This is a genomic window from Micromonospora sp. NPDC047644 (assembly GCF_040704315.1).
Lineage (GTDB): Bacteria > Actinomycetota > Actinomycetes > Mycobacteriales > Micromonosporaceae > Micromonospora.
The window spans coordinates 309,723-331,880 of sequence record NZ_JBEYSY010000007.1; the positions used below are offsets into that span (position 1 = coordinate 309,723).

20 protein-coding genes and 1 riboswitch are annotated in these 22,158 nt (G+C 73.7%); of the genes, 14 read left to right on the forward strand and 6 right to left on the reverse strand.

Going from position 1 to position 22,158, the window contains the following annotated elements; translation table 11 throughout:
* The first annotated feature begins 69 nt into the window (after positions 1 to 69).
* Positions 70 to 201: riboswitch (cyclic di-AMP (ydaO/yuaA leader) on the forward strand.
* A 56-nt stretch (positions 202 to 257) separates the two neighbouring features.
* Together AB0877_RS14260 and AB0877_RS14265 are read left to right on the forward strand one after the other, a co-directional pair.
* Complete coding sequence (locus AB0877_RS14260; RefSeq protein WP_366609043.1) at positions 258 to 1,271, forward strand: hypothetical protein; 1,014 nt, start codon at positions 258 to 260, stop codon at positions 1,269 to 1,271.
* 141 nt (positions 1,272 to 1,412) lie between these two features.
* Entirely contained in the window at positions 1,413 to 1,913 is a 501-nt protein-coding gene (locus AB0877_RS14265) for a hypothetical protein (RefSeq protein WP_366608967.1), read from the forward strand.
* Between the two features lie 565 nt (positions 1,914 to 2,478).
* Here the strand turns inward: AB0877_RS14265 and AB0877_RS14270 are convergent.
* Entirely contained in the window at positions 2,479 to 2,943 is a 465-nt protein-coding gene (locus AB0877_RS14270; protein WP_366608968.1) for an SRPBCC family protein, read from the reverse strand.
* Between the two features lie 190 nt (positions 2,944 to 3,133).
* On the opposite strand from AB0877_RS14270, the gene AB0877_RS14275 reads away from it, so the two are divergent.
* On the forward strand, positions 3,134 to 4,111 hold the full coding sequence (locus AB0877_RS14275) for a PfkB family carbohydrate kinase (RefSeq protein WP_366608969.1): 978 nt from the start codon (positions 3,134 to 3,136) through the stop codon (positions 4,109 to 4,111).
* The gene (locus AB0877_RS14280) at positions 4,108 to 4,935 is read left to right on the forward strand and encodes a 5'/3'-nucleotidase SurE (RefSeq protein WP_366608970.1); all 828 of its coding nucleotides are present in this window, start codon (positions 4,108 to 4,110) and stop codon (positions 4,933 to 4,935) included. Before AB0877_RS14275 ends, AB0877_RS14280 begins: the two co-directional genes overlap by 4 nt.
* Before the next feature lie 18 nt (positions 4,936 to 4,953).
* Here the strand turns inward: AB0877_RS14280 and AB0877_RS14285 are convergent, their stop codons facing one another.
* Positions 4,954 to 5,316, reverse strand: coding sequence for an STAS domain-containing protein (locus AB0877_RS14285; protein ID WP_366608971.1), 363 nt, complete (start codon positions 5,314 to 5,316; stop codon positions 4,954 to 4,956).
* Between the two features lie 385 nt (positions 5,317 to 5,701).
* Here AB0877_RS14285 and AB0877_RS14290 point away from each other — a divergent pair, with 385 nt between their 5' ends.
* The 5 genes from AB0877_RS14290 (at position 5,702) to AB0877_RS14310 (ending at position 8,907) form a co-directional block, all read left to right on the forward strand.
* Entirely contained in the window at positions 5,702 to 5,842 is a 141-nt protein-coding gene (locus AB0877_RS14290; protein WP_366608972.1) for a hypothetical protein, read from the forward strand.
* A gap of 169 nt (positions 5,843 to 6,011) precedes the next feature.
* On the forward strand, positions 6,012 to 6,407 hold the full coding sequence (locus tag AB0877_RS14295; protein ID WP_366608973.1) for a hypothetical protein: 396 nt from the start codon (positions 6,012 to 6,014) through the stop codon (positions 6,405 to 6,407).
* Between the two features lie 645 nt (positions 6,408 to 7,052).
* Positions 7,053 to 7,739 (forward strand): BON domain-containing protein, encoded by a 687-nt coding sequence (locus AB0877_RS14300; protein WP_366608974.1) that lies wholly within the window; start codon positions 7,053 to 7,055, stop codon positions 7,737 to 7,739.
* 125 nt (positions 7,740 to 7,864) lie between these two features.
* Entirely contained in the window at positions 7,865 to 8,362 is a 498-nt protein-coding gene (locus AB0877_RS14305) for a redoxin domain-containing protein (RefSeq protein WP_366608975.1), read from the forward strand.
* Positions 8,359 to 8,907, forward strand: a complete 549-nt coding sequence (locus AB0877_RS14310) for a thioredoxin domain-containing protein (protein WP_357181301.1) — start codon at positions 8,359 to 8,361, stop codon at positions 8,905 to 8,907. Before AB0877_RS14305 ends, AB0877_RS14310 begins: the two co-directional genes overlap by 4 nt.
* Positions 8,908 to 8,912: 5 nt before the next feature.
* Here the strand turns inward: AB0877_RS14310 and AB0877_RS14315 are convergent, their stop codons facing one another.
* Entirely contained in the window at positions 8,913 to 11,759 is a 2,847-nt protein-coding gene (locus tag AB0877_RS14315; RefSeq protein WP_366608976.1) for a LuxR C-terminal-related transcriptional regulator, read from the reverse strand.
* Positions 11,760 to 11,912: 153 nt separating this feature from the next.
* On the opposite strand from AB0877_RS14315, the gene AB0877_RS14320 reads away from it, so the two are divergent.
* From AB0877_RS14320 to serS, 5 genes are read left to right on the forward strand one after another with little or no spacing between them, the layout of a single operon-like run.
* Complete coding sequence (locus AB0877_RS14320; protein WP_366609044.1) at positions 11,913 to 12,380, forward strand: hypothetical protein; 468 nt, start codon at positions 11,913 to 11,915, stop codon at positions 12,378 to 12,380.
* Positions 12,377 to 13,525: an alcohol dehydrogenase catalytic domain-containing protein gene (locus AB0877_RS14325; RefSeq protein ID WP_366608977.1), complete on the forward strand. Its 1,149-nt coding sequence runs from the start codon at positions 12,377 to 12,379 to the stop codon at positions 13,523 to 13,525. Before AB0877_RS14320 ends, AB0877_RS14325 begins: the two co-directional genes overlap by 4 nt.
* Before the next feature lie 50 nt (positions 13,526 to 13,575).
* Positions 13,576 to 14,772, forward strand: coding sequence for a saccharopine dehydrogenase NADP-binding domain-containing protein (locus AB0877_RS14330; protein ID WP_366608978.1), 1,197 nt, complete (start codon positions 13,576 to 13,578; stop codon positions 14,770 to 14,772).
* Between the two features lie 25 nt (positions 14,773 to 14,797).
* Complete coding sequence (locus AB0877_RS14335; RefSeq protein ID WP_366608979.1) at positions 14,798 to 15,925, forward strand: MerR family transcriptional regulator; 1,128 nt, start codon at positions 14,798 to 14,800, stop codon at positions 15,923 to 15,925.
* 41 nt (positions 15,926 to 15,966) lie between these two features.
* The gene (gene serS / locus AB0877_RS14340; RefSeq protein ID WP_366608980.1) at positions 15,967 to 17,253 is read left to right on the forward strand and encodes a serine--tRNA ligase; all 1,287 of its coding nucleotides are present in this window, start codon (positions 15,967 to 15,969) and stop codon (positions 17,251 to 17,253) included.
* A 101-nt stretch (positions 17,254 to 17,354) separates the two neighbouring features.
* On the opposite strand, the gene AB0877_RS14345 is transcribed toward serS, so the two are convergent.
* The 3 genes from AB0877_RS14345 to AB0877_RS14355 form a co-directional block, all read right to left on the reverse strand.
* On the reverse strand, positions 17,355 to 20,498 hold the full coding sequence (locus AB0877_RS14345; protein ID WP_366608981.1) for a discoidin domain-containing protein: 3,144 nt from the start codon (positions 20,496 to 20,498) through the stop codon (positions 17,355 to 17,357).
* Positions 20,499 to 20,612: 114 nt separating this feature from the next.
* A complete protein-coding gene (locus tag AB0877_RS14350) occupies positions 20,613 to 21,497 on the reverse strand; it encodes a cytochrome c biogenesis CcdA family protein (RefSeq protein WP_366608983.1) in 885 nt (294 codons plus the stop codon).
* Entirely contained in the window at positions 21,494 to 22,141 is a 648-nt protein-coding gene (locus AB0877_RS14355; protein ID WP_366608985.1) for a thioredoxin-like domain-containing protein, read from the reverse strand. Before AB0877_RS14355 ends, AB0877_RS14350 begins: the two co-directional genes overlap by 4 nt.
* Positions 22,142 to 22,158 lie beyond the last annotated feature (17 nt).

Here is a 22,158-nt window from a genome sequence, read left to right on the forward strand (position 1 = left end):
CTGCAGCGGTCCCACCCGCACCGGTAGGCTCGGTCCCGGCCTCCACCAGAAGGCGCCTCCCGGCGCCGGTGGCGGTCGCCGCCTAATCGCCCAACCGGGCGAACCGGGGAACCACGTTCCTGGGGTGCATCCGCGTCAGCGGTAGGGATCTTCCGTCCCGAACCCGTCAGCTAACCCGGTCGGCGGCTGACGGAAGGACATGCGCAGTGGCACCAGCACGACCACCCGCCGCCCGACTGGCGGCCCTGATCGTCGCGATGTTCGCCCTCGGCGTCGCGCTCCCGGCCGGCACCGCCTCGGCCGCTCCCCCGACCGGCCTGCGGGCCGCCGCACCCGACTCCGACGAGGAGGGCGGCACCCCGGCGTTGCGGGCCCAGCTTGAAGCTGCCAGCAAGGGCTACCTGGACGCGAAGCGCGCCCTGGACACCTCGGTGCAGCGGCAGAAGCAGCTCGGCACCCAGTTGAAGACCATCGAGGTCGAGATCGACCAGCGCAACGGCAAGGTCGGCGAGATCGCCGAGGTCGCCTATCGCACCGGCCGGCTCGGTGCGATGTCGGCGCTGCTCAACAGCAGCACCCCCGAAGGCTTCATGGACCGGGCAGCCGCGCTGGACGCGGTGGCGGCCAACGAGGACCGGGTGCTACGCGACCTGCTCGACAGCAAGGACAAGGCCAACCGCACCCGGATCGCCCTGGACGGCGAGATCAACGAACAACGCAAGCAGGTCGCGGTGATGGCCAAGCGCAAGGATCAGGCCGAACGGGCCCTGACCGTGGCCACCACCCCCAAGCCGCAGACCACCGCGGACGGCGGCTCCAACCGGGGCACCTCCAACGCCAACGCGAAGGCCGCACCGCGCAACTCCGACGGCTCCTGGCCCTCCGAGTCGTGCAGCGTCAACGACCCCACGCCCGCCAACGGCTGCATCACCCCGCGCACCCTGCACGCGCTCAACCAGGCCAAGGCCGCGGGATTCACCCGGTACGTCTCGTGCCACCGCCCCAGCGGCTCGGGTGAACACCCGAAGGGCCGGGCCTGCGACTTCGCGGCGCAGAAGAACGGGTTCGGCGGCAACGCCACCGGCGGCGACAAGACGTACGGCAACAACCTGGCCGCGTACTTCATCCGCAACGCGGACCGGCTCGCCGTGCTCTACGTGATCTGGTACAGGCAGATCTGGCTGCCCAGCAGCGGGTGGAAGTCGTACAGCGGGGCGCACGGCACCCCGTCGACCGACCACACCAACCACGTACACCTGTCGGTCTACTGACCCGCGCGTCGTGATGCCTGTGAGCCGCCGGCTGGCTCACAGGCATCGCGTATCTCCGGGGCCGGGCTACGTCAGCGGGCGTACCCCTGATGTCGTCGCTCGTCGGACGACCCGGCGGTGGCCGGCGGGCAGCATCGCGGTATGCCTCGGATCCGACCCACCACCCGCAAGGCGCTGCTCACCCTGCACCTCGTCACGTCGCTCGGCTGGCTCGGCGCCGACCTGGTGCTGCTCACCCTCGGCATCGCCGTACAGCGGGGCGCCGACCCGGCGGTGGTCTACCCGGTCACTGCCCTCGTCGGCACGGTGCTGTTCGCGCCGCTGAGCGTCCTGGTCTGGCTGATCGGAGTCGCCAGTTCGCTGCTCACCCCATGGGGTCTGCTGCGCCACCGCTGGGTGCTGGTCAAGCTCGTGCTCACCACGGTGATGGTCGGGCTGGTGCTGTTCCTGCTCACCCCGAACCTGCGTCACGCCGGGGCGGTCGGCGCCGCCCTGCCCGCCCGCGATCGCGCCGACCTGGTCATCGCGCCGGCGGTGTCGACCAGCCTGATGATCATTGCGACAGTGCTGTCCACCTACAAGCCGTGGGGCCGACGCTCCACCACCCGCCCGACCCGCACCAGCGCCCCAACCAAGATCTGAGACACCCAAGGCCCCGCACGCCCCGAGCGTCCCGCACACCCGCACGCCCCGCACCACCGCGCGCCCCGCACCACCGCGCGCCCCGCACCACCGCACCACCGCGCGCCCCGCACCACCGCACCTCCGCACCTCCGCACCTCCGCGCGCCCGCCCGTCCCGCACGCAGCGCCCCGCGCCCCCGCGCCCCCGCGCGCCCGCGCGCCCGCACGTCCCGCGCCCAGCGCTCAGCGCCCTCGCGATCTTGCACTTCCTGCACCGACATAAGGGCCCATCCCCACTGATATCGACAGCCGAAACTGCAAGATCGACGCGGCAGGGGCGTCGACGGGCGCGCCGGGCACCGGGGGCGCCGCGCACCCGGGCCGCCGGGCACCGGGGGCGCCGCGCACCCGGGCGCGCCGGGCACCGGGGGCGGCAGCGGGGGCGCCGCCTGCGTGCCGGGGCGCTGATCGGCGCGGCAGGGGCGTCGACGGGCACGCCGGGCAGCGGGGGCGCCGGGCACCGGGGGGCGTCGCCGGCGCGCCGGGGGGTGCCAGGGGCGCGTCGGGGGCGGTAGCGGGGTGGGTCAGGGGGGTGGGGCGTTGTTGGTGCGGTCCAGGGCGGCGCCCAGCCGGGTGGCGAGGGCGAGGTGCGCGGCCTGGGCCTGGCGGAACGCGTAGCGGAACAGGGGCGTCGGCGCGGTCAGAGTGATCTCGACGTCGATGCGGGTCAGACCGTCCGGCTCGGCGCGTAGTCGGGTGTGGTTTCGCACGGTGGTGGCCGGCCACTGGCGGGCCACCATGACGATCTCGTCGGCCTCATTGATCAGTACGTCGGCGTGGTAGGTGGTCCGGAAGCGCAGCGGCCCGGCCGCCAACCGGTCGTTGATCGTGTAGCTGGCCTGGGCGCCGGGCCGCGGCGGCACCCGGCGGACCCGGACGATCAGCGGGTGCAGCTCGCCCTGTCGGGTCAGGTCGCTGAGCAAGGCTGCCGCCTCGGCGGGTGAGCACCGGGCCTGGACGGTGTAGCTGAAGGTATCGCTGCTGCGCACACCGTCTCCCGCCGTCGTTGGTCGCCCGATCGTCCCGTACCGATGTCTTGCTGGCAACGCCCCACGAACCCGCAGCGCCGCGCCGGACCGAGCCGATGCGACAACCTGCCACTACCTACGCCATTAAGGTCGGTTAGTGCGAAATCTCCCGAAGGTGCCGGAAGGCGGCCAGCGTGAACGGCGACGACCGATGAGTGGGCACGTGATGGTCTTCGCGCCCACCCCACAGCTGACGGTGATGGTGGACCAGCCCAACGACCATCCCGAGCTGCACCTGCACCCGGGTGGGCAGGGCGTGTGGCAGGCGCGGATGGTGCTCTCCCTCGGAGTCGAGGTGGTGCTCTGCGCCGCCCTCGGCGGTGAGATCGGCCAGGTGCTGGAGCCGCTGCTGGTCAGCGAGGGCGTGGACCTCAAGGTGGTGGTCCGTGACTCCGGCAGCGGCGGGTACGTGCACGATCGCCGCGACGGCTCCCGGCGGGAGATCGCCGACGTGCCTGGGCAGCCGCTGAGCCGGCACGAGATCGACGAGCTGTACAACCTCGCCCTCGGCGAGGGCCTGCGGGCCTCGGTGAGCATCCTCAGTGGGCCGAACGAACCGTGGCTCGTGCCAGCCGATCTGTACCGACGCTTCGCCGCCGACCTCGGCGCGAACGGTTCTCGGGTGGTGGTCGACCTCTCCGGCGATCACCTCGCTTCGGTGCTGGAGAGCGGGGTGTTCTTCCTCAAGGTCAGTCACGAGGAGTTGATCCGCGACGGCCGCGCCCGTAGTGACGACACCGACGAGCTGACCCGGACCATGTACGAGTTGCACGCGGGCGGCGCCGAGACGGTGGTGGTGAGTCGCGCCGACCAGCCGGCGTTGGCGCTCATCGACGGGGAGCTGTTCCAGGTCGAGATGCCCCGGCTGGAGGCCGCCGACCCACGCGGCGCGGGCGACTCGATGACGGCCGGAGTGGCCGCCGTGGTGGCCCAAGGCGGAGACATTCGAACCGCCATCCGCACCGGTGCCGCCGCTGGCGCGCTGAACGTGACCCGGCACGGCCTGGGCACCGGGCGGCTGGACTCGATCACCGGCCTGGTGGACCGCGTCCGGCTGGTGCCGGCGGACAGCCGGCAACAGGAGCGGACCACCCCGGACGAGTTGGCCGGCCGGGTGGTCGAACGATGACCCTGCGGGTGCTGATCACCAACGACGACGGGGTCGCCGCGCCGGGCATCCAGGCGCTGGCCTGGGCAGCCCGGCAGCGGGGCCTGGACGTGGTCGTGGCCGCGCCGATGGAGGAGGCGAGCGGCACCAGCGCCGCGATGAGCGCCATGGAGCGCGACGGGCGGGTGGTCGTGAACGATCACCCGCTGCCGGACCTGGCGGGGGTGCCGGCGTACGGGGTCGCCGGGTCCCCGGGTTTCATCACGCTGATCGCCCTGCACGGGGCGTTCGGGCCACCGCCGTCGGTGGTGCTCTCCGGCGTCAACCGGGGCGCCAACGCCGGCCGGGCGGTGCTGCACTCCGGGACCGTGGGTGCGGCGTTCACCGCCGCCAGCAACGGCTGCCGGGCGATGGCGGTCTCCCTGGACGTGCTCTCCGCCGGCGAGGCGACGGCCGCGAGCGGTGGCGCGGCGGTGGACGCCGCAGCCCGGGTACGCGACGCCGAGCGGCACTGGGGCACCGCCGCGCGGGTAGCCCTGGACCTGCTCCCCCGCCTGACCTCCGCGCCCCCGGAGAGCGTGCTCAACGTGAACACCCCCGACCTGCCGCACGGGCAGCTGCGTGGGGTGCGGCGCGGCACCCTGGCCAGCTTCGGTCAGGTGCAGATGACGGTGGCCGAATCCGGGCACGGGTTCGTCCGTACCTCGCTGGAGGAGCCGGGGCAGGCCGCACAGCCGGGCACGGACGTGGCGTTGCTGGCCGCCGGGTACGCGTCGGTGACGGCCATCCGAGCGGTCATCGAGGCGACCGACATCGACCTGACCGGCCTGGACGAGCAGCCCTGACGGGGGGACCCGGCGCGCTCAGGCGCCGGGCAGCACCTCGGGGGTGGCAGCGCCGGCGAAGTAGGGCTCCGGGGCACCGAAGAGGCCGAGCAGGCCGGTCACCCAGAGCTGCCGGTGCACGAACCGGCTGGGCTGGGTCACCACCAGCTTGACGTCGCTGACCTCGGCTGTCTGGAAGCCGGCAACCATGGCGCTGATGCCGACCGAGTCGATGAAGGTGACCAACCTCATGTTGAGTTCGATGCGCAGCGGGCGGCTCTTGGCCAGCACCTCCGCGATCGCTTCGCGCACCTCGTACGCTGTGTCGACGTCGATCTCACCCCGTGGGGCGATCTCCACGACACCACCGGACAGAACCGACTGCACGATCGACAGGCTCACGCGAGCACCTCCACCCGCCCGTCCCCCGGGCGCCTCATCAGTACGCGGGCCGCGACCGAGAGTATTCCTCCGACGGCCTCGGTCGCCACCCCTCGGGATGAGCAATTCGCGGATCCGGGCCCACAAAGCCGCCCATATCCGCACTTTTCAGTATCTGATTACTCAAGACTTTTCGTTATCTGACCATCGGCGAGCAGTCGTGACCGGCCCGCCGCCGAACCAGGGTAGCGGTCCGGGGCCGGCGCGCCCGACAACCGGCCCATGACGTACGCCCGCCCGTGTGCCGTCGGCGTGTCGCCCACCATCGACCGGCGCGACCCGCGCCCCCGGTTGCCGACGCGCCCTAGCATCAGCCGGGAGACCATCGCGACGGAGAGGATCTTCGATGATCAAGCGACTTGCCGGGCTCGCCGGCGTCGGTGTTCTGCTCGCCCTCGTCCTGGCCTGCGGTTTCGGTGGCGGCGGCGACGATGACGACGATGACGACGACTTCGCCCGAGGTGCCGCCGTGTCAGCGGTGCGCTGATTCGGTGGCGTGCCACGTCGCGGCACTTCGGGCTCCCGGCGCTGCGCACGGCTCGGGGTTTGCGTTCGGCTGACGCGGGGCACTGCGGGGTAGGCGACACCGTGACGCGCTGGAAAGACGCCGAAGTCCGAAGTGGCCGGCGGCTTCGGCACCTGAGGAGGTAACCACGATGTTCGGAACCAACCTGCTGGACCGCCGCAGCAAGCCGGAGCGGATCGCGGACCAGGCATGGGAGCACCTGCTCTCGGCGGTCAGCTACGCCGGTGACAGTGTGCGGGACACCGCCCGATCGGCCCGCCAGAACAGCAGCGACCTCGCCGACGGGGCGGGTGACCTGGTGGGCTCCGCCGCCGAGGAGGCGCGACGCCGCGCCTCGCTGGCCTTCGACGCGCTCGCCGGCCGACAGCCGGCACTGCCCTGGACGCTCCTGATCGGCGCCGCGCTCGTCGGCGCGGCGGTCGGCTGGGCCGTCGGCTCCGCCGCGCGCGCCGCTGGCAGCCGGGACGACACGGTCGACGACGTGGAGTTCGTCGACGTCGACCGCCCCAACTCCCCCGCCATCTGACCGAAAGCAGCACCATCGGCCCCGCTCGACCCCGGTCGGGCGGGGCCTGCCGTCATCTGCCCGCTCCGGGTGGGACCGGTCCGCCGGGTGCCGGACCCCTCAGGCGGCCCGGCGGACCGGTGCATGGTTGGTGATCCGGGTCCCGTCCGGATCACCTGCTCAGTGGCTCGCGCCCATGGCGACTGCGGTTCTGGGTGGTTGTCGGCGCGGTGTTCGCACGCTGTCGGTGGGTGGCAGGACGAAGTGGACGTCGGCGCCGGTGGCAAACGCCGAAGTGATCTACGCAAGGGCGGTTCCTCTCGGGATCGGGCCCCGGGGGACGGGGTCGATCACCTGGCTGCCGCCGTGGCCCGGGGGACGAGCACGACGACGGGACGGGTAGAGCTGCCCTGACTCCACCACCCGACGCGACGGCTCCCGCAATCGAGGAACGCGACTAACCGTAACCGAAAGCGCCTCGCTTTGGAAGCGCTCCCACCATCGATGTTTGCCCCGCTTCCCCACCCGCGTCGCCCAGGTCGGGCCCCTTTGTCACCCGATCCGGGCGAGGGCGGCTCACCCCGGGCGGCGGCAGGATCGCAGCACGGCGGACCTCCGGCCGCGGCCAGCACCCGGTCCGCCGTCGCGACAGCGGAGGAGGGACAGATGGCCATCGCGGAGATCAACCGCACCGACCAGGACATCCAGTCCGCCGTGCTCGACGAGCTGACCTGGGAACCACGGGTGCAGCCGCACGAGATCGGGGTCACCGTCGCCGAGGGCGTCGTCACCCTGACCGGCCGCGTAGACAGCTACGCCAAGAAGTGGGCCGCCGAACGGGCCACCCACCGGGTCGCCTCGGTCCGGGCGGTCGCGAACGACGTGGCCGTGCAGCTCACCAACGGCACCGAGCGCTCCGACAGCGACCTGGCCGCCGCGGCCAGCCACGGGCTGGAGTGGGACGCGTTCGTACCCATCGAGAAGCTCCAGGTCACCGTCTCCGCCGGCTGGGTGACGCTGCACGGCGACGTCGAGTGGGAGTACCAACGCCGGGCGGCCGAACGCGCGGTGGCCCGGCTGACCGGCGTACGCGGGGTGAGCAACGGCATCACGGTCCGACCGGCCAGCGCGCCGGACGCCGGCAACCTGGCCGACCGGATCGTCGACGCCCTCGCCCGGGCTGGAGCGACCGAGGCCGAACGGGTCAGCGTCCGGGTGCACGGCGACACCGCGATCCTCGCCGGCCTGGTGCACTCGATGCCCGAACGGGCCGAGGTCGAGCAGGTGGCCTGGTCCGCACCGGGCATCCGGGAGGTGCAGAACCACATCGCGGTCGCCCCGGTGCTGCGCTGAGCGGGTGCGGGCGTCCCGCTGAGCGGGTGCGGGGCGGGCGGCGCTGGGCGGGCGGCGCTGGGCGGGCGGGAAACCACCCGGGGTGGGTGAGCCCGTCTCACCCACCCCGGGAGCAGGCTGGTGGCATGAGTGATCCGAACGGGCTGATCCAATCGGGACGCACCGCGCCCGCTTTCACCCTGCCGGCCACCCCGGACGGGGCCCTGCTGGGGCCTGAGCAGTTCCGTGGCCGGCCGGTCGTGCTCGCCTTCTACCCCGCCGACTGGAGCCCGGTCTGCGGTGACCAGATGTCGCTCTACCAGTCGGCGGCACCCGTCTTCGCCCAGTACCAGGCGGTGGTGCTCGGCGTGTCGGTGGACAGCATCTGGTCACACCGGGCGTTCGCGGAGAGCCGGGGCATCGAGTTCCCCCTGCTGGCCGACTTCGAGCCCAAGGGCGAGGTGGCCCGCAGCTACGGCGCGTACATGCCCAACGGCGAGGCGGCCCGCGCGCTGGTGGTGCTGGACCCGACGGGGAAGGTGGCCTGGAGCTATCTGTCGCCGCCCGACGTCAACCCCGGCGCCGACGGGATCTTCGACGCGCTGGACCAACTCGCCGCCGATCGGAAGGTGATGGCCCGATGAGCACGCCACTACAGGTCACCGCCCGACTTCGAGACCCGGTGACCACCGACGACCACATCCGGGGGCCGGCCGACGCGGCGGTGACCATCGTCGAGTACGGCGACTTCCAGTGCCAGTTCTGCGGTGCCGCGTACCCGAACCTGCACGAGTTGCTGCGGCAGCGGGCCGACACCGTACGGCTGGTCTACCGCTACTTCCCGATCGCCAACGTGCACCCGTACGCCGAACGGGCCGCCGAGACGGCCGAGGCCGCCGGGGTCCGGGGTCGGTTCTGGGAGATGCACGACTGGCTCTACGAGCATCAGGACCAGCTCGACCCGGTGCACCTCTCGCTCGGCGTCGAGCAGGTCGGCCTGCCGCCGGACGAGTTGAACGCCGAGGTGGAGAACCGTGCGCACGCGGACCGGGTGCGTCGGGACTTCGTGGGGGGCATCCGCAGCGGGGTGAACGGCACCCCGACCCTGTTCGTCAACGGCATCCGGCACGACGGCGGGTACGACCTGGCCGACCTGCTGACGGCAGCGGATGCCGCCGCCAACGCCTGACCCGCTCAGATCAGACGCAGCTCGCGCGCCCGCCGGACCGCCTCGCGCCGGCGGGTCGCGTCGAGTTTGCGGTAGATGTTGCGGACGTGGGTCTTGACGGTGTTGACCGAGAGGGACAACTCGCTGGCGATCTCCACGTTGGACAGGATGCTCTGCAGGTAGCGCAGGATGGTCAGCTCCCGTTCGGTGAGCGGCTCGTCGAGCGCGCCCCTCGGCCCGGCGATCGGCTCGACGGCACCCTGTCCCGCGCCCTGCATCAGGTCACTGACCAGCGTGAAGTGCGCGGTTCCCGCGTCCAGGTGCGCGGCCAGCAGGTCCCGCACCGGTGGTTCGGCGCGGGTGAAGACCCTGCGGCAGCCCTGCGGGCCGGCCAGGCCCAGCGTCTGCTCCAGGATGCGGCCCGCCCGACGCCCGTCCCCCGCGCGCTGGGCCAGCACCGCGTCGAGCAGACCGGCGTCCAGGCGTACGGGTAGCGGCCAGGCCGTGGCGGACGGCGCCTGCCAGTCCGGCAGGGTCCGCTCGGCGATGGCGGCGTCACCGGCTCGCAGCTGCACCTTCGCCAACGTCACGGCGAGCACCGGGTCGGCCCCCTCGTCGGTGGCGTCGGCCAGCAGGTCGCGGGCCGAGTCCAGGTCACCCCGCGCGGCCCGCAGTTCGGCCTCGGCGGCCCGCAGCAGGCCGGTCAGCTCGTCGGCGGACGGCCGGTCGGCCAGCGCCTCCCGGGCCTGGGCGAGCAGTCGTTGGCCGGTCGCCGGGTCGCCCGAGTCGCGGCGTAGCTGCGCCTGGCACAGCGCGGCCACCGCCGCCGCCACCGGCTCGTCGCCGGCGGCGGTCAGCCAGTCCCCGCCCAGGGCGGGGTCGCCGGCCCAGCCGGGCGTGACGTCGAGCGCCCCGACGGCGAGGGCGAGGTTCGCGGTGGCCTCCTCGGGCTGGTCGCGCAGCAGCGCCACCACGGCGAGAGCCAGGTACGCGTGACCGCAGTCGAGCCGACAGGACCAGCCCCGACAGGGTGGCATGGCGAGCGCGTCCCTGGCCGCCTGCTCGGCGGCCCGCAGTTCGCCGCGCACCGCGAGCAGCAGTGCGGCGCGGCTCGCGGCGACCAGCTCGGTGCGGGGCCGTCCGGCTTCCCGCGCGGCCGCCCGGGCCCGCACGAACCGGGCGGTGGGCAGCGCTCCGTCGGCCACCTCGACCAGCCCCAGCGCGGTGCCGGTGAACGCCCGCAGGTCCAGGTCGTCGGCGGCGCCGCCGCCACCGGCCGTCGGGGCGGAACCGGAAACCCCCGTCGTCGGCGGGGTCGGCGTCGCCTCCGCCGGGCGGGTGCGCAGCAGGCGGGCGGCGGCGGCCCGGACCTCGGTGCGGTCGTCGGCGAGCCGGGCCACTGTCAGCTCCAGCGCGGTGACCAGGCGCAGGAACCGGTCCCGTCGCGGCACCGGCAGAACCGCGGCGTGCCCGGCGGCGGCGCGCAAATGAGCGGTGGCGGCCGGCAGGTCACCGGCGTACGCGCGCTCGGCGGCGCAGGCCAGCGCCACCTCCGGGTCGGCCCGGATCACCTCCGCCGACGGCGGGGTGGGCGCCGGGGTCTGCACCGGGTCCCGGTCGAAGCGGGTCAGCTCCGGCCAGTGCGCGACGAACAGGTCACCGGCCAGGTCCCAACGGCCGGCGGCCAGGGCGTGCCGCAGCGCGTCGGCGGGACGCCCGTCACCCGCGTACCAGTCGGCGGCTCGGACGTGCAGGTCGCGTAGCTCGACGGCGGGCAACCGGGCGAGGTCGGCGCGAAGCAGGTCGGCCAGCAGGGAGTCGTACCGGTACCAGGGCGGACGGGTGTCCTCGCGGTGCAGCAGACCACCGGTCCCGGCCAGGTCGGCCAGCACCTGCCCGGCGTCGGCGCGGCCGGTCAGCGCCTCGGCCAGGTCGGCGCAGACGGTGTCGACGACGGCGGTACGGCGCAGCAGCTCCCCCTCGGCCGGGTCGAGCGTCGTCAGCACCTCCTCACGCAGGTAGCCGGCGATCTCCGGGTGGTCTCCGCCGACCTGCCCCACCCAGCGCTCCGGGTCGGGCTGTCCGCGTACCGCGAGGGCGGCGATGCGCAGCGCGGCCGGCCAGCCTCCGGTGCGCTCCCGCAGCCGGCGCACCGCGGTCGCCGGCAGCGCGGCCGCGTGAGCGGTGAGCAGGTCGGCCACCTCGTCGTCGGTGAACGCCAGCTCGTCCGGGCCGATCTCGGTCAGCTCGCCGGCGAGACGGAGTCGGTGCAGCGGCAGGTGCAGACCGGCCCGCGCGCCGATCACCAGACGGAGCCGCCGCCCGGCATGCCGCAGCAGGAACTCCAGGCCGGTCAACGCCGCCGGGTCGGCGACCCGGTGCAGGTCGTCCAGGATCAGCAGCACCGGCCGGTCGGCGGCGGCGAGCATGGCGGCCAGCGCCTCCAGTTGGTCGGGGCGCGGCGGCCGGTCGGGCACCGGGCCGCCCTCCGTCGCCCCGGTCGCCGAACGCAGCGCCGCGGCGAGGTACGCCCAGAGCCGGTCGGAGTCGTCGCCGGCCTCCACCGACATCCACGCCGAGACCGGCACGTCAGCCGATGAGACCGACAGATCACCGGAGTCCGGCACCATCGCGCCCGGCTCCACGTCGGGCGGCGCACCGCCCAGCCGCATCCAGGACGCCAGCAGGGTGGTCTTGCCCCAGCCGGCGGGAGCCGCCACCAGGGTGACCGGTCCCGCGCTGCCCTCGTCCAACCGGCGCAGCAGGCGGGGCCGGGCGACCACCGGCTCCGGCGGCACGGCCGGCGTCAGCCGGGACGCCAACAGCGGTGGCCCCGATGCCGGTTCGACCCGTACGTGATCCTGTTCCGGCACCCGGCCCCACCCCCACCACGCGCTCCGCCCCCGGTCGGCCAGCGGTTACCCGGCACGGGCCGGTTCACCCCTTCCGGGCGAGCGCGCTTCACCCGGATGCGACCGACGATCGGGGGACGTGAACCGGGAGGACGGGTGGTACCGATGGGACGGCTGGCGCGGGCGGGACCAGCCCTCGGTGCGGCGGCGCTGGCCGGGGCGGCGCGGCTGCTGCGCGTACCCCGTCGGGGTGGCCGCCCCGGCGCGGGCGGTGACCCCGCGGCACGTGGCCGGTCCGGCGCGGACGGTGATGCCGCCGCGCCGGCCCGGTGGGAGGTGGTGACCGTCGACCGGCCGCCGGAGCAGGTGCTGCCCGACGGCCGCCTGCCGGAGCCGCTGCGCCGCCTGGACGGGGCGGTCGAGGTGCGGGTGCGCCCGGCGCCCGGCGACCGGGGCACCGAGCTGGCCGCCCGACCGCGGGCCGGCGTCACCCCGCCCACCGGGCTGGCCGCGCACCTCATCGGCGACGACCCGGGTCTGCTGGTCCGCCGGACCCTGCGCCAGATCAAGCAACGGGTGGAGGCCGGTGAGGTGCTCCGCGCGGACCGCTCGGCGCTGGACCGCCCCGAGGTCCCCGGGTGAGAGCGCTGTGTTGGGTGGCCGCCGGCGAGCTGGCCGTACGCGAGGTCCCCGACCCGGAGCTGCGCAACGAGCGGGACGTCATAGTCCGGGTTCGGCGCAGCGCCACCTGCGGCGGTGACCTGCCGCTGCTGGCCGGCGGGCACCCGCTGCTGCGGCCGGGCGACGTGCTCGGTGCGGAGTTCCTGGGCGAGGTGGTGGAGGTCGGCCCCGGGGTCCGCCGACACCGCGCCGGCGACCGGGTGGTCGTCGGCGCGAGCGTGGCCTGCGGCGGCTGCTGGTACTGCCGCCAGGGCCTGCACTCCTGCTGCGACAACGCCCACGCCGACCTGCCCGGCGCCGACCCCGACTGGGTCCGCTCCGACGCCGGCTGTTTCGGCCGGCCCCGGGCGGCGGGCGGTTTCGCTGGCGGCCACGCCGAGTACGTGCGGGTGCCGTACGCCGATGTGAGCGCCTTCGGGGTGCCGGACGCCGTCGCCGACGACCGGGCGGTGTTCGCCGCGGACGTGGCGCCGACCGGGTGGCTCGCCGCCGAGTTGGGCGCGGTGCGTCCCGGCGACGTGGTGGCGATCTGGGGTGCCGGGGCGGTGGGTCAGGTGACCGCCCGGGCGGCGGTGCTGCGCGGAGCCGCCCGGGTGCTGGTGGTGGACCGGCACGAGCAGCGGTTGCGGATGGCCGAGCGGCACTACGACGCCGAACCGCTGGACTACCGCCACACCGACGTGGCGGCCGAGCTGCGCGACCGCAGCGGTGGGCGCGGGCCGGACGTGTGCGTGGTGGCGGTCGGCACGCCGCCGGCCCGGTCGAGGGCCGAGAGGTTCGGTGGCCCGCACGCCGACCGACCGGACGCGCTGCGGGAGGCCGTGCACGCGTGCCGCAAGAGCGGTGTGGTGGTGGTGCTCGGCGCGACGGGCGGGTTCGTCGACGCGTTCCCGCTGGGCGCGCTGACCGAGCGGCGACTCACGCTGCGCGGCGCCAGCCGGCCGGATCTGCGGGACGTGCCGATGCTGCTGGACCGGATGGCCCGCGACGAGTTGCGGACCGAACACCTGGCCACCCACCGGCTGCCGTTGGCGCAGGGCCCCGAGGGGTACGCGCTGTTCCGGGACCGGGCCGACGGCTGCGTGCGCGCCGTGTTCACCCCGTGACCGCCTCCTCGTGATCGCTGATCGGCGATCACGAATGGCAGACTCTGAGGATGACTGGCGAGCGAACGTACGACGTGGTGCTGTTCGGAGCGACCGGGTTCACCGGCGGCCTGACCGCCGAGTACCTGGCCCGGAACGCGCCGGCCGAGTTGCGCTGGGCGTTGGCCGGGCGCAACCCGCAGCGCCTCGCCGCCGTCCGGGAGCGGCTCGCCGCGATCGACCCGGGCCTGGCCGACCTGCCGTTGCTCACCGCCGACGTGACCGACGCCGGGTCCCTGCGGGCGGTGGCGGAGAGCGCCCGGGTGGTGGTCAGCACTGTCGGCCCGTACATCCACCACGGGGAGCCGCTGGTCGGGGCCTGCGCCCGGGCCGGCACCGACTACCTGGACATCACCGGCGAGCCGGAGTTCGTCGACCTCATGTACGTGCGTCACCACGCCGAGGCGGCCCGCACCGGCGCGCGGCTGGTGCACGCCTGCGGCTTCGACTCCGTCCCGCACGATCTGGGCGTCTGGTTCACCGTCAAGCAGCTGCCCGCCGACGTCCCGATCACCGTGGACGGATACGTACGCGCCGGCGGTCGGTTCTCGGCCGGCACCTACCACTCGGCGCTCACCGCGTTCTCCCGTACCGGGCAGGCCAGCCAGGCGGCCCGGGACCGTCGGGCGGTCGAGCCGCGCCCCACCGACCGTCGGGTCCGGGCGGTGCCCGGCCGGCTGGCCCGCTCGGCGGAGCTGGGCATCTGGACCGTGCCGCTGCCGACCATCGACCCGCAGGTGGTGCGCCGCTCGGCTGCGGCCCGCCCGGAGTACGGCCCGGACTTCCGCTACCGGCACTTCGCCGCAGTGAAGCGGCTGCCCACCGTGCTGGTCGGCGCGGCCGGGCTCGGCGCGTTGATGGGGCTGGTGAAGCTGCCGCCCAGCCGACGCTGGCTGCTCGGCCGGCTCGCGTCCGGGCAGGGGCCCACGGCGCAGCAGCGGGCGTCGTCCTGGTTCCGGGTCCGGTTCGTCGGCACCGGCGGCGGGCGGCGGGTGGTCACCGAGGTCGCCGGGGGTGATCCCGGCTACGACGAGACGGCGAAGATGCTCGCCGAGTCGGCGCTGTGCCTGGCGCTCGACGAGCTGCCGTCGACCGCCGGCCAGCTCACCCCGGTCGCCGCGATGGGTGACGCGCTGCTCGACCGGCTCGTCCGGGCCGGCCTCACCTTCCGGGTGCTCAAGCAGGAGACGCGGGAGCCCGCGGCTTGACCCTCAACCGGGTCGAGGGGGCAGGATGCCCAGCGTGAGTGACCTGCACAGCATCGGCGAGCTGGCCCGCGCCAGCGGCCTGACCGTCAGCGCGCTGCGCTTCTACGACTCGGCGGGGGTGCTGGAGCCGACCCTGGTCGACCCGGTGACCGGCTACCGCTGGTACGCCGAGGGGCAGATCGCCCCGGCCCGGCTGGTGGCCGGGCTGCGTCGGATCGGCATGCCGGTGCCGGAGATCGCCGCCGCGGTACGCGCCGAGCCGGCAGTGGTGCACCACCTGCTCGACGCGCACCTGCGCCGACTGGTCGACGGGCTCAGCGACGCCCGCCGCGAGGTCGACCGGCTCCGCGCCCTGGTGGACCCGACCCCGCCGACCGCCACCACACTCCTGGTCACCCCCGCCGCCCTGGCCGCCGCGCTCGACGCGGTGCGCTTCGCCGTCGGCGTCGACCCGGAGCTGCCGATGCTGGCCGGGGTGCTGTTCGACGTGGAGTCCGACGGCGTCCGGCTCGTCGCCACCGACCGGTACCGGCTGGCGCTGGCGCGGGCCGGGGCGGACGTCGACGGACCGCCGGTGCGGGTGTTCCTGCCGGTGGCTCTCGTCGACCAGCTCCGGCCGCTGCTCGACACCGGCGACACCTGGCCGGTGCGGCTGACGGTGGCGGGCACGGATCTGCGGGTGCGGGTGGCCGACCGCACGCTGAGCGCCGCCGCCCTGCCGTACGACTTCCCGGACTACCACCGGCTGTTGCGGAAGTCCGTCGGCGAGCGGCCGACCGCGCGTCGGATCCCGGTGGACGTGGCCGCGCTGCGCGCCGCGCTGGCCGACCCGGGGGCACCCACCGTCGCCCTCGACCACGACGGCACGACCCGGGCGGTCACCGTGCTCGGCGTCGACGACCAGGGCGGGCTGCGGCTGCTTCCCGCCGCCGACCTGGGCACCGACGCGCTGCGCGTGGGGGTGGACGGTGCTTACCTGCTGGACGCGCTGAACGCGGCCGGCGCGGCGCAACTGGTGCTGGAGCTCGATGGGCCGATCGCCCCGCTGGCCGTACGCCGACCCGACGACGCCGACACCTACTCGGTGCTGATGCCGATCCGGCTGGAGAACCTCCCCGTCCCGGGCCGAGGGGGCCGCGACGGTAGCATCTGATGGTTCACCAGTGAACCCCGGACGGAGGCGTACGGAGCAGCATGCTCGACATGGAGTTGATCCGGAAGGATCGCGAGGCGGTGGCGACCGCGTTGGCGAAGCGTCTGGATCCCGCCGAGGTCACCCGATCCCTGGACGAGATCCAGCGGCTCGACCAGGAACGCCGCGCCCTGATCACGGAGATCGACGCCGAGCGGCAGCGCCGCAAGGCCGAGGCCCGGGCGTACGCGCAGGCAAAGCGGGCCGGCGAGGAGCCGCAGGCCGTCGCGCCGGAGGCGGAGCGTCAGCAGCTCGCCGAGCTGGAGTCCCAGCTGGACGAGGTGCAGGCCCGGCTGCGCGACGCGATGAGCGAGCTGCCCAACCTGCCCAGCGACGACGTGGTGGCCGGCGGCAAGGAAGCCAACCGGGTGGTCAAGACCTTCGGCGAGCCGCCGGTGATCGATAAGGTCCGCGACCACGTGGAGCTGAGCCGCGCGTTGGGCCTGGTCGACTACGAGCGCGGGGTCAAGCTCGGCGGGTCCGGTTTCTGGATCTACACCGGCATCGGCGCCCGGTTGGAGTGGGCGCTGCTCAACTACTTCGTCGACCAGCACATCAGGGCCGGCTACGAGTTCCTGCTCCCGCCGCACCTGCTGCTGGATTCGGCCGGCTTCGCCGCCGGGCAGTTCCCCAAGTTCTACGACGACGTCTACCACCTGGACTCGGCGTCCGCCCCGCGTGGCCAGTTCCTGCTGCCCACGTCGGAGACGGCGATCCTCGGCGCGTACCAGGACGAGATCCTGGAAACCCCGAAGCTGCCGCTGAAGGCGTTCGCGTACACCCCGTGCTACCGGCGGGAGTCGGCCGGCTCGCACTCGGACGAGCGCGGCACGGTGCGCGGCCACCAGTTCAACAAGGTGGAGATCTTCCAGTTCACCCTGCCGGAGCAGGCCGACGCGGCGCTGGAGGAGATGCTCGCCCACGCCGAGAGCCTGGTCGAGGGGCTGGGCCTGCACTACCAACGCACGCTGCTCTCGGCCGGTGACGCCAGCGCCTCGATGAAGAAGACCCTCGACATCGAGGTGTGGATGCCGAGCACCGGCAAGTACAAGGAGGTGTCGTCGGTCTCCTGGGCCGGCGACTACCAGGCGCGTCGGGCGGCCATCCGTTACCGCGAGCCGGGCGGCAAGCAGACCCGTTTCGTGCACACCCTGAACGGGTCGGCGCTGGCCACCAGCCGGCTCTTCCCGGCCATCCTGGAGCAGAATCAGCAGGCCGACGGCAGCGTCCTGATCCCCAAGGTCCTCCAGGACCGCCTAGGCACCGACCGTCTGACCCCCCCGCGCTAGACCCACTCACCCCGCCGATCTTGCACTTTCTGTCGTCTCGATGCCCCGATCCGCGTCTTTTGGGGCGACAGAAAGTGCAAGATCGCGGGTGTGTCGACGGTTCAGACGCCGAACGCCTCCACGGAGGTCAGCCGGGCGTCACCGGGTTGCCAGTCGGCGACCGCGACCGCCAGGTACCGCGCGGAGGATCCGATCGCGACGGTGGTCTCGGGTTTCGGCTTCGGCACCGAGGCGACCGTCACGTAGCCGAGCCCGTCGGCCGAGGTGGCGACGGTGACCGGCCGCCGCCGACCGGGAGTCCAGGTCAGTCGGACCGAGGCCAGATCCTCCAGCGATCCGAGATCGACCACCATCCGCCCGTTCGGGCCGGGTTGCCAGGCCGTCCCCGGGTCGCCGTCGACGGCGGCCGACGGGTCGGTCATGCCGGCCGGAAGCGGTGAACTCGGGTAGGTCGTCCGGGACCGGGCCAGGTCACTGGTCGGCGTCACCGTCCCACCCGCGAACGCGACGTCCTTGCGGTGTCCGGCGGGGACCGTCACCCGCTGTCGGGCACCGCCGGCCGCGGACTCGATCTGCACCTTCACGATCTGCCCGGCCGGCGCGGTGACTCGGAGGTGGTGCGAGTCGGTGACGTCGAACCGGGTACCGGCGGGAACCGTCTTCCCCGGCTGCGCCGAGGTCACGATGAACCGGGGCGGCTCCACGCGTGCGGTCGCGGCGGCAAGGTCGACCTGGTAGGTGCTGGTCCCCGATCCGGTGACCTGGCTTCCGCGGTACAACCGCAGCGTGGCGTGCTGCGCAAGCGTGACGGAAGCCGTCGTGACGTCGTCGCCGGACAGGTTGAACAGGCTCAGGTAACCGTCCGCGTCACTCACCCGCAACGCCTCCGGACCACCGCTGGGCAGGGTCCGGGACGCCGCGGCGGCCAGGGCCGACCTGCTGACGCCCGCGTACCCCTCGATGATCAGCCGAGTGCTGCCGGTGGCCGGTCCGCTGGACAGGGTGACGGTGGTGGCGGTCACGGTGATCGGGTTCTGGGCGTTGTGGACCACCAGACCCGCTCGCCCGTCGACGTCCAGCCAGGAGCCGGCGACGGTCGGGCTGTCCGGTACCACCACCGCGTCGCTCCAGTCGGTGCCGTCGAGCGAGGTCTGGATGACGTAGCGGCTGCCGTACGCGGCCTCCCAGTCCAGGCGTACGCCGTTGATGTCGACGGACTCGCCGAGGTCGACGGCGAGCCAACTGTCCGCGCGGGCGCGTTCGTCGCGGGCGACCGCCCAGCGGGTGGAGGGGTTGCCGTCGGTCGCGCGCGCCGCCGGGTAGGCGGGGTCGGCGGACGAGGCCGTCGCGGGCCGGCCGATGGCGCGGTCGACCCCGCCGGCGTCGAGCACGGCGAAGGCGAACAGCGAGTAGCCGTACTGGGTGGAGGGGGTTCGACCGAGCATGCGCACGTACCGGGCGGAACGAGGCGCGAAGCTGATCTGGTCGGTTCCGCCGTCGCCGACGCCCGACTGTCCGGCCAGGGTGACGGACCCCTGTTCGCCGGTGAAGGTACGGGTGCCGGTGAGCCCGGGTACGCCGGGCATGTCCAGGTTGAACAGGGTGAACGTGCCCTCGTCGGCACCGGTGCCGGTGGTGGCGTACACGACCGTTCCGGTGGGCAGCGTGACGTATCCGGCGGTGCCGCCGGCGACGCGGAGCACTGTCGCGGTGGCGTCGAGGCCGTCCCGGGCCACGGTGTACGCGGCGGAGGTGCGGCCGAGGACCGGCGCGGACTGCCTCGGCAGCAGCGAGGCGGCCCGGGTGTCGAACAACCAGTTGTCGTGGGCGGGGGCCCACTGGAACGAGACGAATCCGGTCTTGCTGACCGCGGCGGCGAAGGCGGTCGCACTCTGTTGGGCGGTCAGCCCGGCCTGCGACCCGAAGTCCCGGGTGCCCGCTGCCGCCGCGAAGAACGTGGTGCTGGTGACCGGCTGGACCACGCCGCCGTTGGCCGCCCGCCAGGCATGGAAGAGGTAACTGATGGCGATCTCGGCCCGGGCTTCGGGCTCGTACTTCGGCTCGCCGCTGAACTTGGTGAGCCGATTCTCGGGCGGGTAGTTCAGGTAGGGCATCAGCCGCTCGGCGAGGTCCGCCTCGGCCCGGGCGGCATGCCGGTCGCCCTGGACCTGCGCGAGGAAGGCGAGCGGCAGGACGTCACGGCCGTACAGGTGGTAGCGGTCCGCGACCATCGGCATGAAGGGTTCGCCGGCGTCGCTGGCCAGCAGCCGCATGGTCCGCCACAGTTGGTCGCCGTTGGGCTGCCGGGACAGTGCCTCGGGGAGCGGTTGGCCGGCGGTCAGGAAGTGCGCCGCGGTCCGACCCGCGGTGCGCCACAGTTCCTCCTGGTAGTGCGGGCCGAAGGAGCCGTGGTTCTCGACGAGGAACGTGTCGTGGATGTTGTGGGCGGTGTTCCAGTCGGCGACCGCCCGACAGTCGACGAGGGCGGGGTTGGCCCGGTCGGCTGCCGGCAGTCCACTCGCGTTGAGTGTCCACATCGAGAATCGCTCGCGCCACGCCGCGGCGGCGGGGTCGTCCGTCGCCCAGGCCAGGCCGGGCGCGATCGCCTGGGCGTAGACCCCCATCTCCTCGAGCTTGGTGTCACCGACCCAGCCACCGGTGAGGCCGTTCGGTGTCCAAGCGCCACTGAGCGGGTCGTTACCGGTGCCGAGGGAGTGGGCGTACGCGGCCTGCCCACGGGCGATGCGGTCGACGTTGGTGCGGGTCACCTCGTCCAGATCGGACCAGAGCAGTCGGGCGGCCAGGACGAAGTACAGCTCGAAGGTGCTGTCCCAGAACAACTGCCGGCCCCACTCGGTGCCGCCGGCGAGCCGGTTGGTGGCCGCGAACCGGCGGATGGTGGCGACGGTACGGGCGTGCAGGGTGTCCCGGTCGACGCCTGCTGCCGCCGGGTCGTACCCGGGCGAGATGAGCAGGACCGCGTTACCGAGGACGACCGCGAACCGGAAGTCCGCGAGGCGGTACGCGTTGATCGCCGGATCCCACTGCTCCTCGGCCCATCGGGTGTGGGCCAGCAGCAGCGCGTGGTAGGTGCTGGCAACCGGGCCGGTGGCAACGGCCGGTGACGTGGCGGTGGTTGGCGCGGCCTGGGCGGCGGCGGGTCGGGCGATGGCGAGTCCCGCGCCGACGGCGCCGCCAAGGATGAGGAGCCGCCGCCTGCTCAACTCGAATTCGGATGTACGCATGGTGGTCCTTCGGTGTGACAACGTTGTCAGCCCAGCCTCCGATGATCGTTTCCCGATGTCAAGACCAACGCGTTACCTCAGATCCCCACCGCGCCCTCATCGTTGATCATGAAGTTATTGCTCCCCGCCTCGGCGTGTCGGGGCGATAACTTCATGATCGACGAGGGCTGGGGTCGGGCGGCGCTTCGCCAGGAGCGCGGTCAGGAGCAGGAGGGCCAGGGCGGCCAGCAGCACCACCGGGCCGATCAGATCCAGGGCGTCGGCCAGGGCTCGCTGGACCTGGGCGGCCACCCGGATGACCGGGTCGTGCAGCGCGTCGCGGCGGCCGGCGGCGAGGCGCAACTCGTACCAGCCGTACCAGCCGACGTAGCAGCCGGTGACCAGCAGCACCAGGCCACTGAGGCGAGGCACCAGCGCGCCAGCGACGCGCAGCCGTGCCACCAGGCCGTCGCGCACCAGCGCCACCCCGAGCGCGGCGACCGCGACCACCAGACCCATCCCGAGGGCGTACGCGCCGAACAGCGCCAACCCCTGACCGGTCGAGCCGGCCTGAAGGCTGGTCACCACGATGGCCAGGAACGGCGCGATGGCGCAGCCGAGCGACGCCAGCGCGTACGCGGCGCCGAACAGCACCATCGACGGCCAGGAGCGGGTCAGCCGAGGCGCCCGGGCCGACCAGCCGGGGGCGGGCAGCCGCCGACCGGCCAGCAACCAGCAGCCGGCCACCACCAGCAGCACGCCGAGCGCCACGGTCAGCCACGGCAGCCGGGGCCGCAACCAGCCGGCCAGCGGTGCCAGCGCCAGGCCGAACGCGCCGAACACCAGCACGTACCCCAGGGTCAGCCCGGCCGCCGCGGTGAGCGCGCGGCCGACCGCGCCGCGGGTGTCCGACGTCCCGGCGACCAACAGCGAGAGGTACGCGGGCAGCAACGCGAAGCCGCACGGGTTGACAGCGCCGAGCATGCCGGCGGTCAGCGCCAGCAGCAGAGTGGCGGTCACGCCCCGGCCAGTGCGGCGACCTTGGCGGTGAGCGCCTCACCGTCCAGGAAGCCGTGGTGCACGACGGCGCCGTTCCGGTCGATGATCACGAAGATGCTCTGCTCGGTCACCTTGAACCGCTTCCAGAGCGCGCCCTTGGCGTCCTCGATCTGCGGCGTCGCGCCGAGGTCGAACTCGGTGACGAACTCCTTCATGGCTTTCCGCTCGCCCAGCCCGGCGACGCCGACGATCGGCACGGTGTCCCGGTATCGGGGTTCGATCTCGGCCACCGTCCAGGCCTGACTGGCGCAGGTGGCGCACCAGGGCGCCCAGAACCACAGCACCACCGGCTTGCCGGCGAGCCGTGCCGCGTCGAACGCCGCCCCACCGAGCGTGGTCCCGGTGAAGCGCAGCACGTCCGGGACCCGCGCCGCAGCGGCCGACGGCCCACCGGTCGGCGTGGGCGTTACCCCGGTCGGCGCGGATGACGCACCGGTCGAGGTGGACGGCGCACCGGTCGAGGCCGGGGCCGATCCGGCGGCGGCGGGCCCACCCGGCGCGGTGCCGGTACAGGCGGCGACACCGAACAGGGCCAGCACCAGCGCCCCGGCGGCGGCGACCCGGCGGAACTGCCCGGCTCTTCTCCACGCCCTGCTGATCCGCATCCGCTTCTCCGTTCCGG

Bases quoted from the DNA above. Each gene is read 5' to 3' on its own strand.
- AB0877_RS14260 (WP_366609043.1), top strand. From the start codon at position 258: ATGTTCGCCCTCGGCGTCGCGCTCCCGGCCGGCACCGCCTCGGCCGCT.
- AB0877_RS14265 (WP_366608967.1), top strand. From the start codon at position 1,413: ATGCCTCGGATCCGACCCACCACCCGCAAGGCGCTGCTCACCCTGCAC.
- AB0877_RS14275 (WP_366608969.1), top strand. From the start codon at position 3,134: ATGAGTGGGCACGTGATGGTCTTCGCGCCCACCCCACAGCTGACGGTG.
- AB0877_RS14280 (WP_366608970.1), top strand. From the start codon at position 4,108: ATGACCCTGCGGGTGCTGATCACCAACGACGACGGGGTCGCCGCGCCG.
- AB0877_RS14290 (WP_366608972.1), top strand. From the start codon at position 5,702: ATGATCAAGCGACTTGCCGGGCTCGCCGGCGTCGGTGTTCTGCTCGCC.
- AB0877_RS14295 (WP_366608973.1), top strand. From the start codon at position 6,012: ATGTTCGGAACCAACCTGCTGGACCGCCGCAGCAAGCCGGAGCGGATC.
- AB0877_RS14300 (WP_366608974.1), top strand. From the start codon at position 7,053: ATGGCCATCGCGGAGATCAACCGCACCGACCAGGACATCCAGTCCGCC.
- AB0877_RS14305 (WP_366608975.1), top strand. From the start codon at position 7,865: ATGAGTGATCCGAACGGGCTGATCCAATCGGGACGCACCGCGCCCGCT.
- AB0877_RS14310 (WP_357181301.1), top strand. From the start codon at position 8,359: ATGAGCACGCCACTACAGGTCACCGCCCGACTTCGAGACCCGGTGACC.
- AB0877_RS14330 (WP_366608978.1), top strand. From the start codon at position 13,576: ATGACTGGCGAGCGAACGTACGACGTGGTGCTGTTCGGAGCGACCGGG.
- AB0877_RS14335 (WP_366608979.1), top strand. From the start codon at position 14,798: ATGCCCAGCGTGAGTGACCTGCACAGCATCGGCGAGCTGGCCCGCGCC.
- serS (WP_366608980.1), top strand. From the start codon at position 15,967: ATGCTCGACATGGAGTTGATCCGGAAGGATCGCGAGGCGGTGGCGACC.
- AB0877_RS14345 (WP_366608981.1), bottom strand. From the start codon at position 20,498: ATGCGTACATCCGAATTCGAGTTGAGCAGGCGGCGGCTCCTCATCCTT.
- AB0877_RS14355 (WP_366608985.1), bottom strand. From the start codon at position 22,141: ATGCGGATCAGCAGGGCGTGGAGAAGAGCCGGGCAGTTCCGCCGGGTC.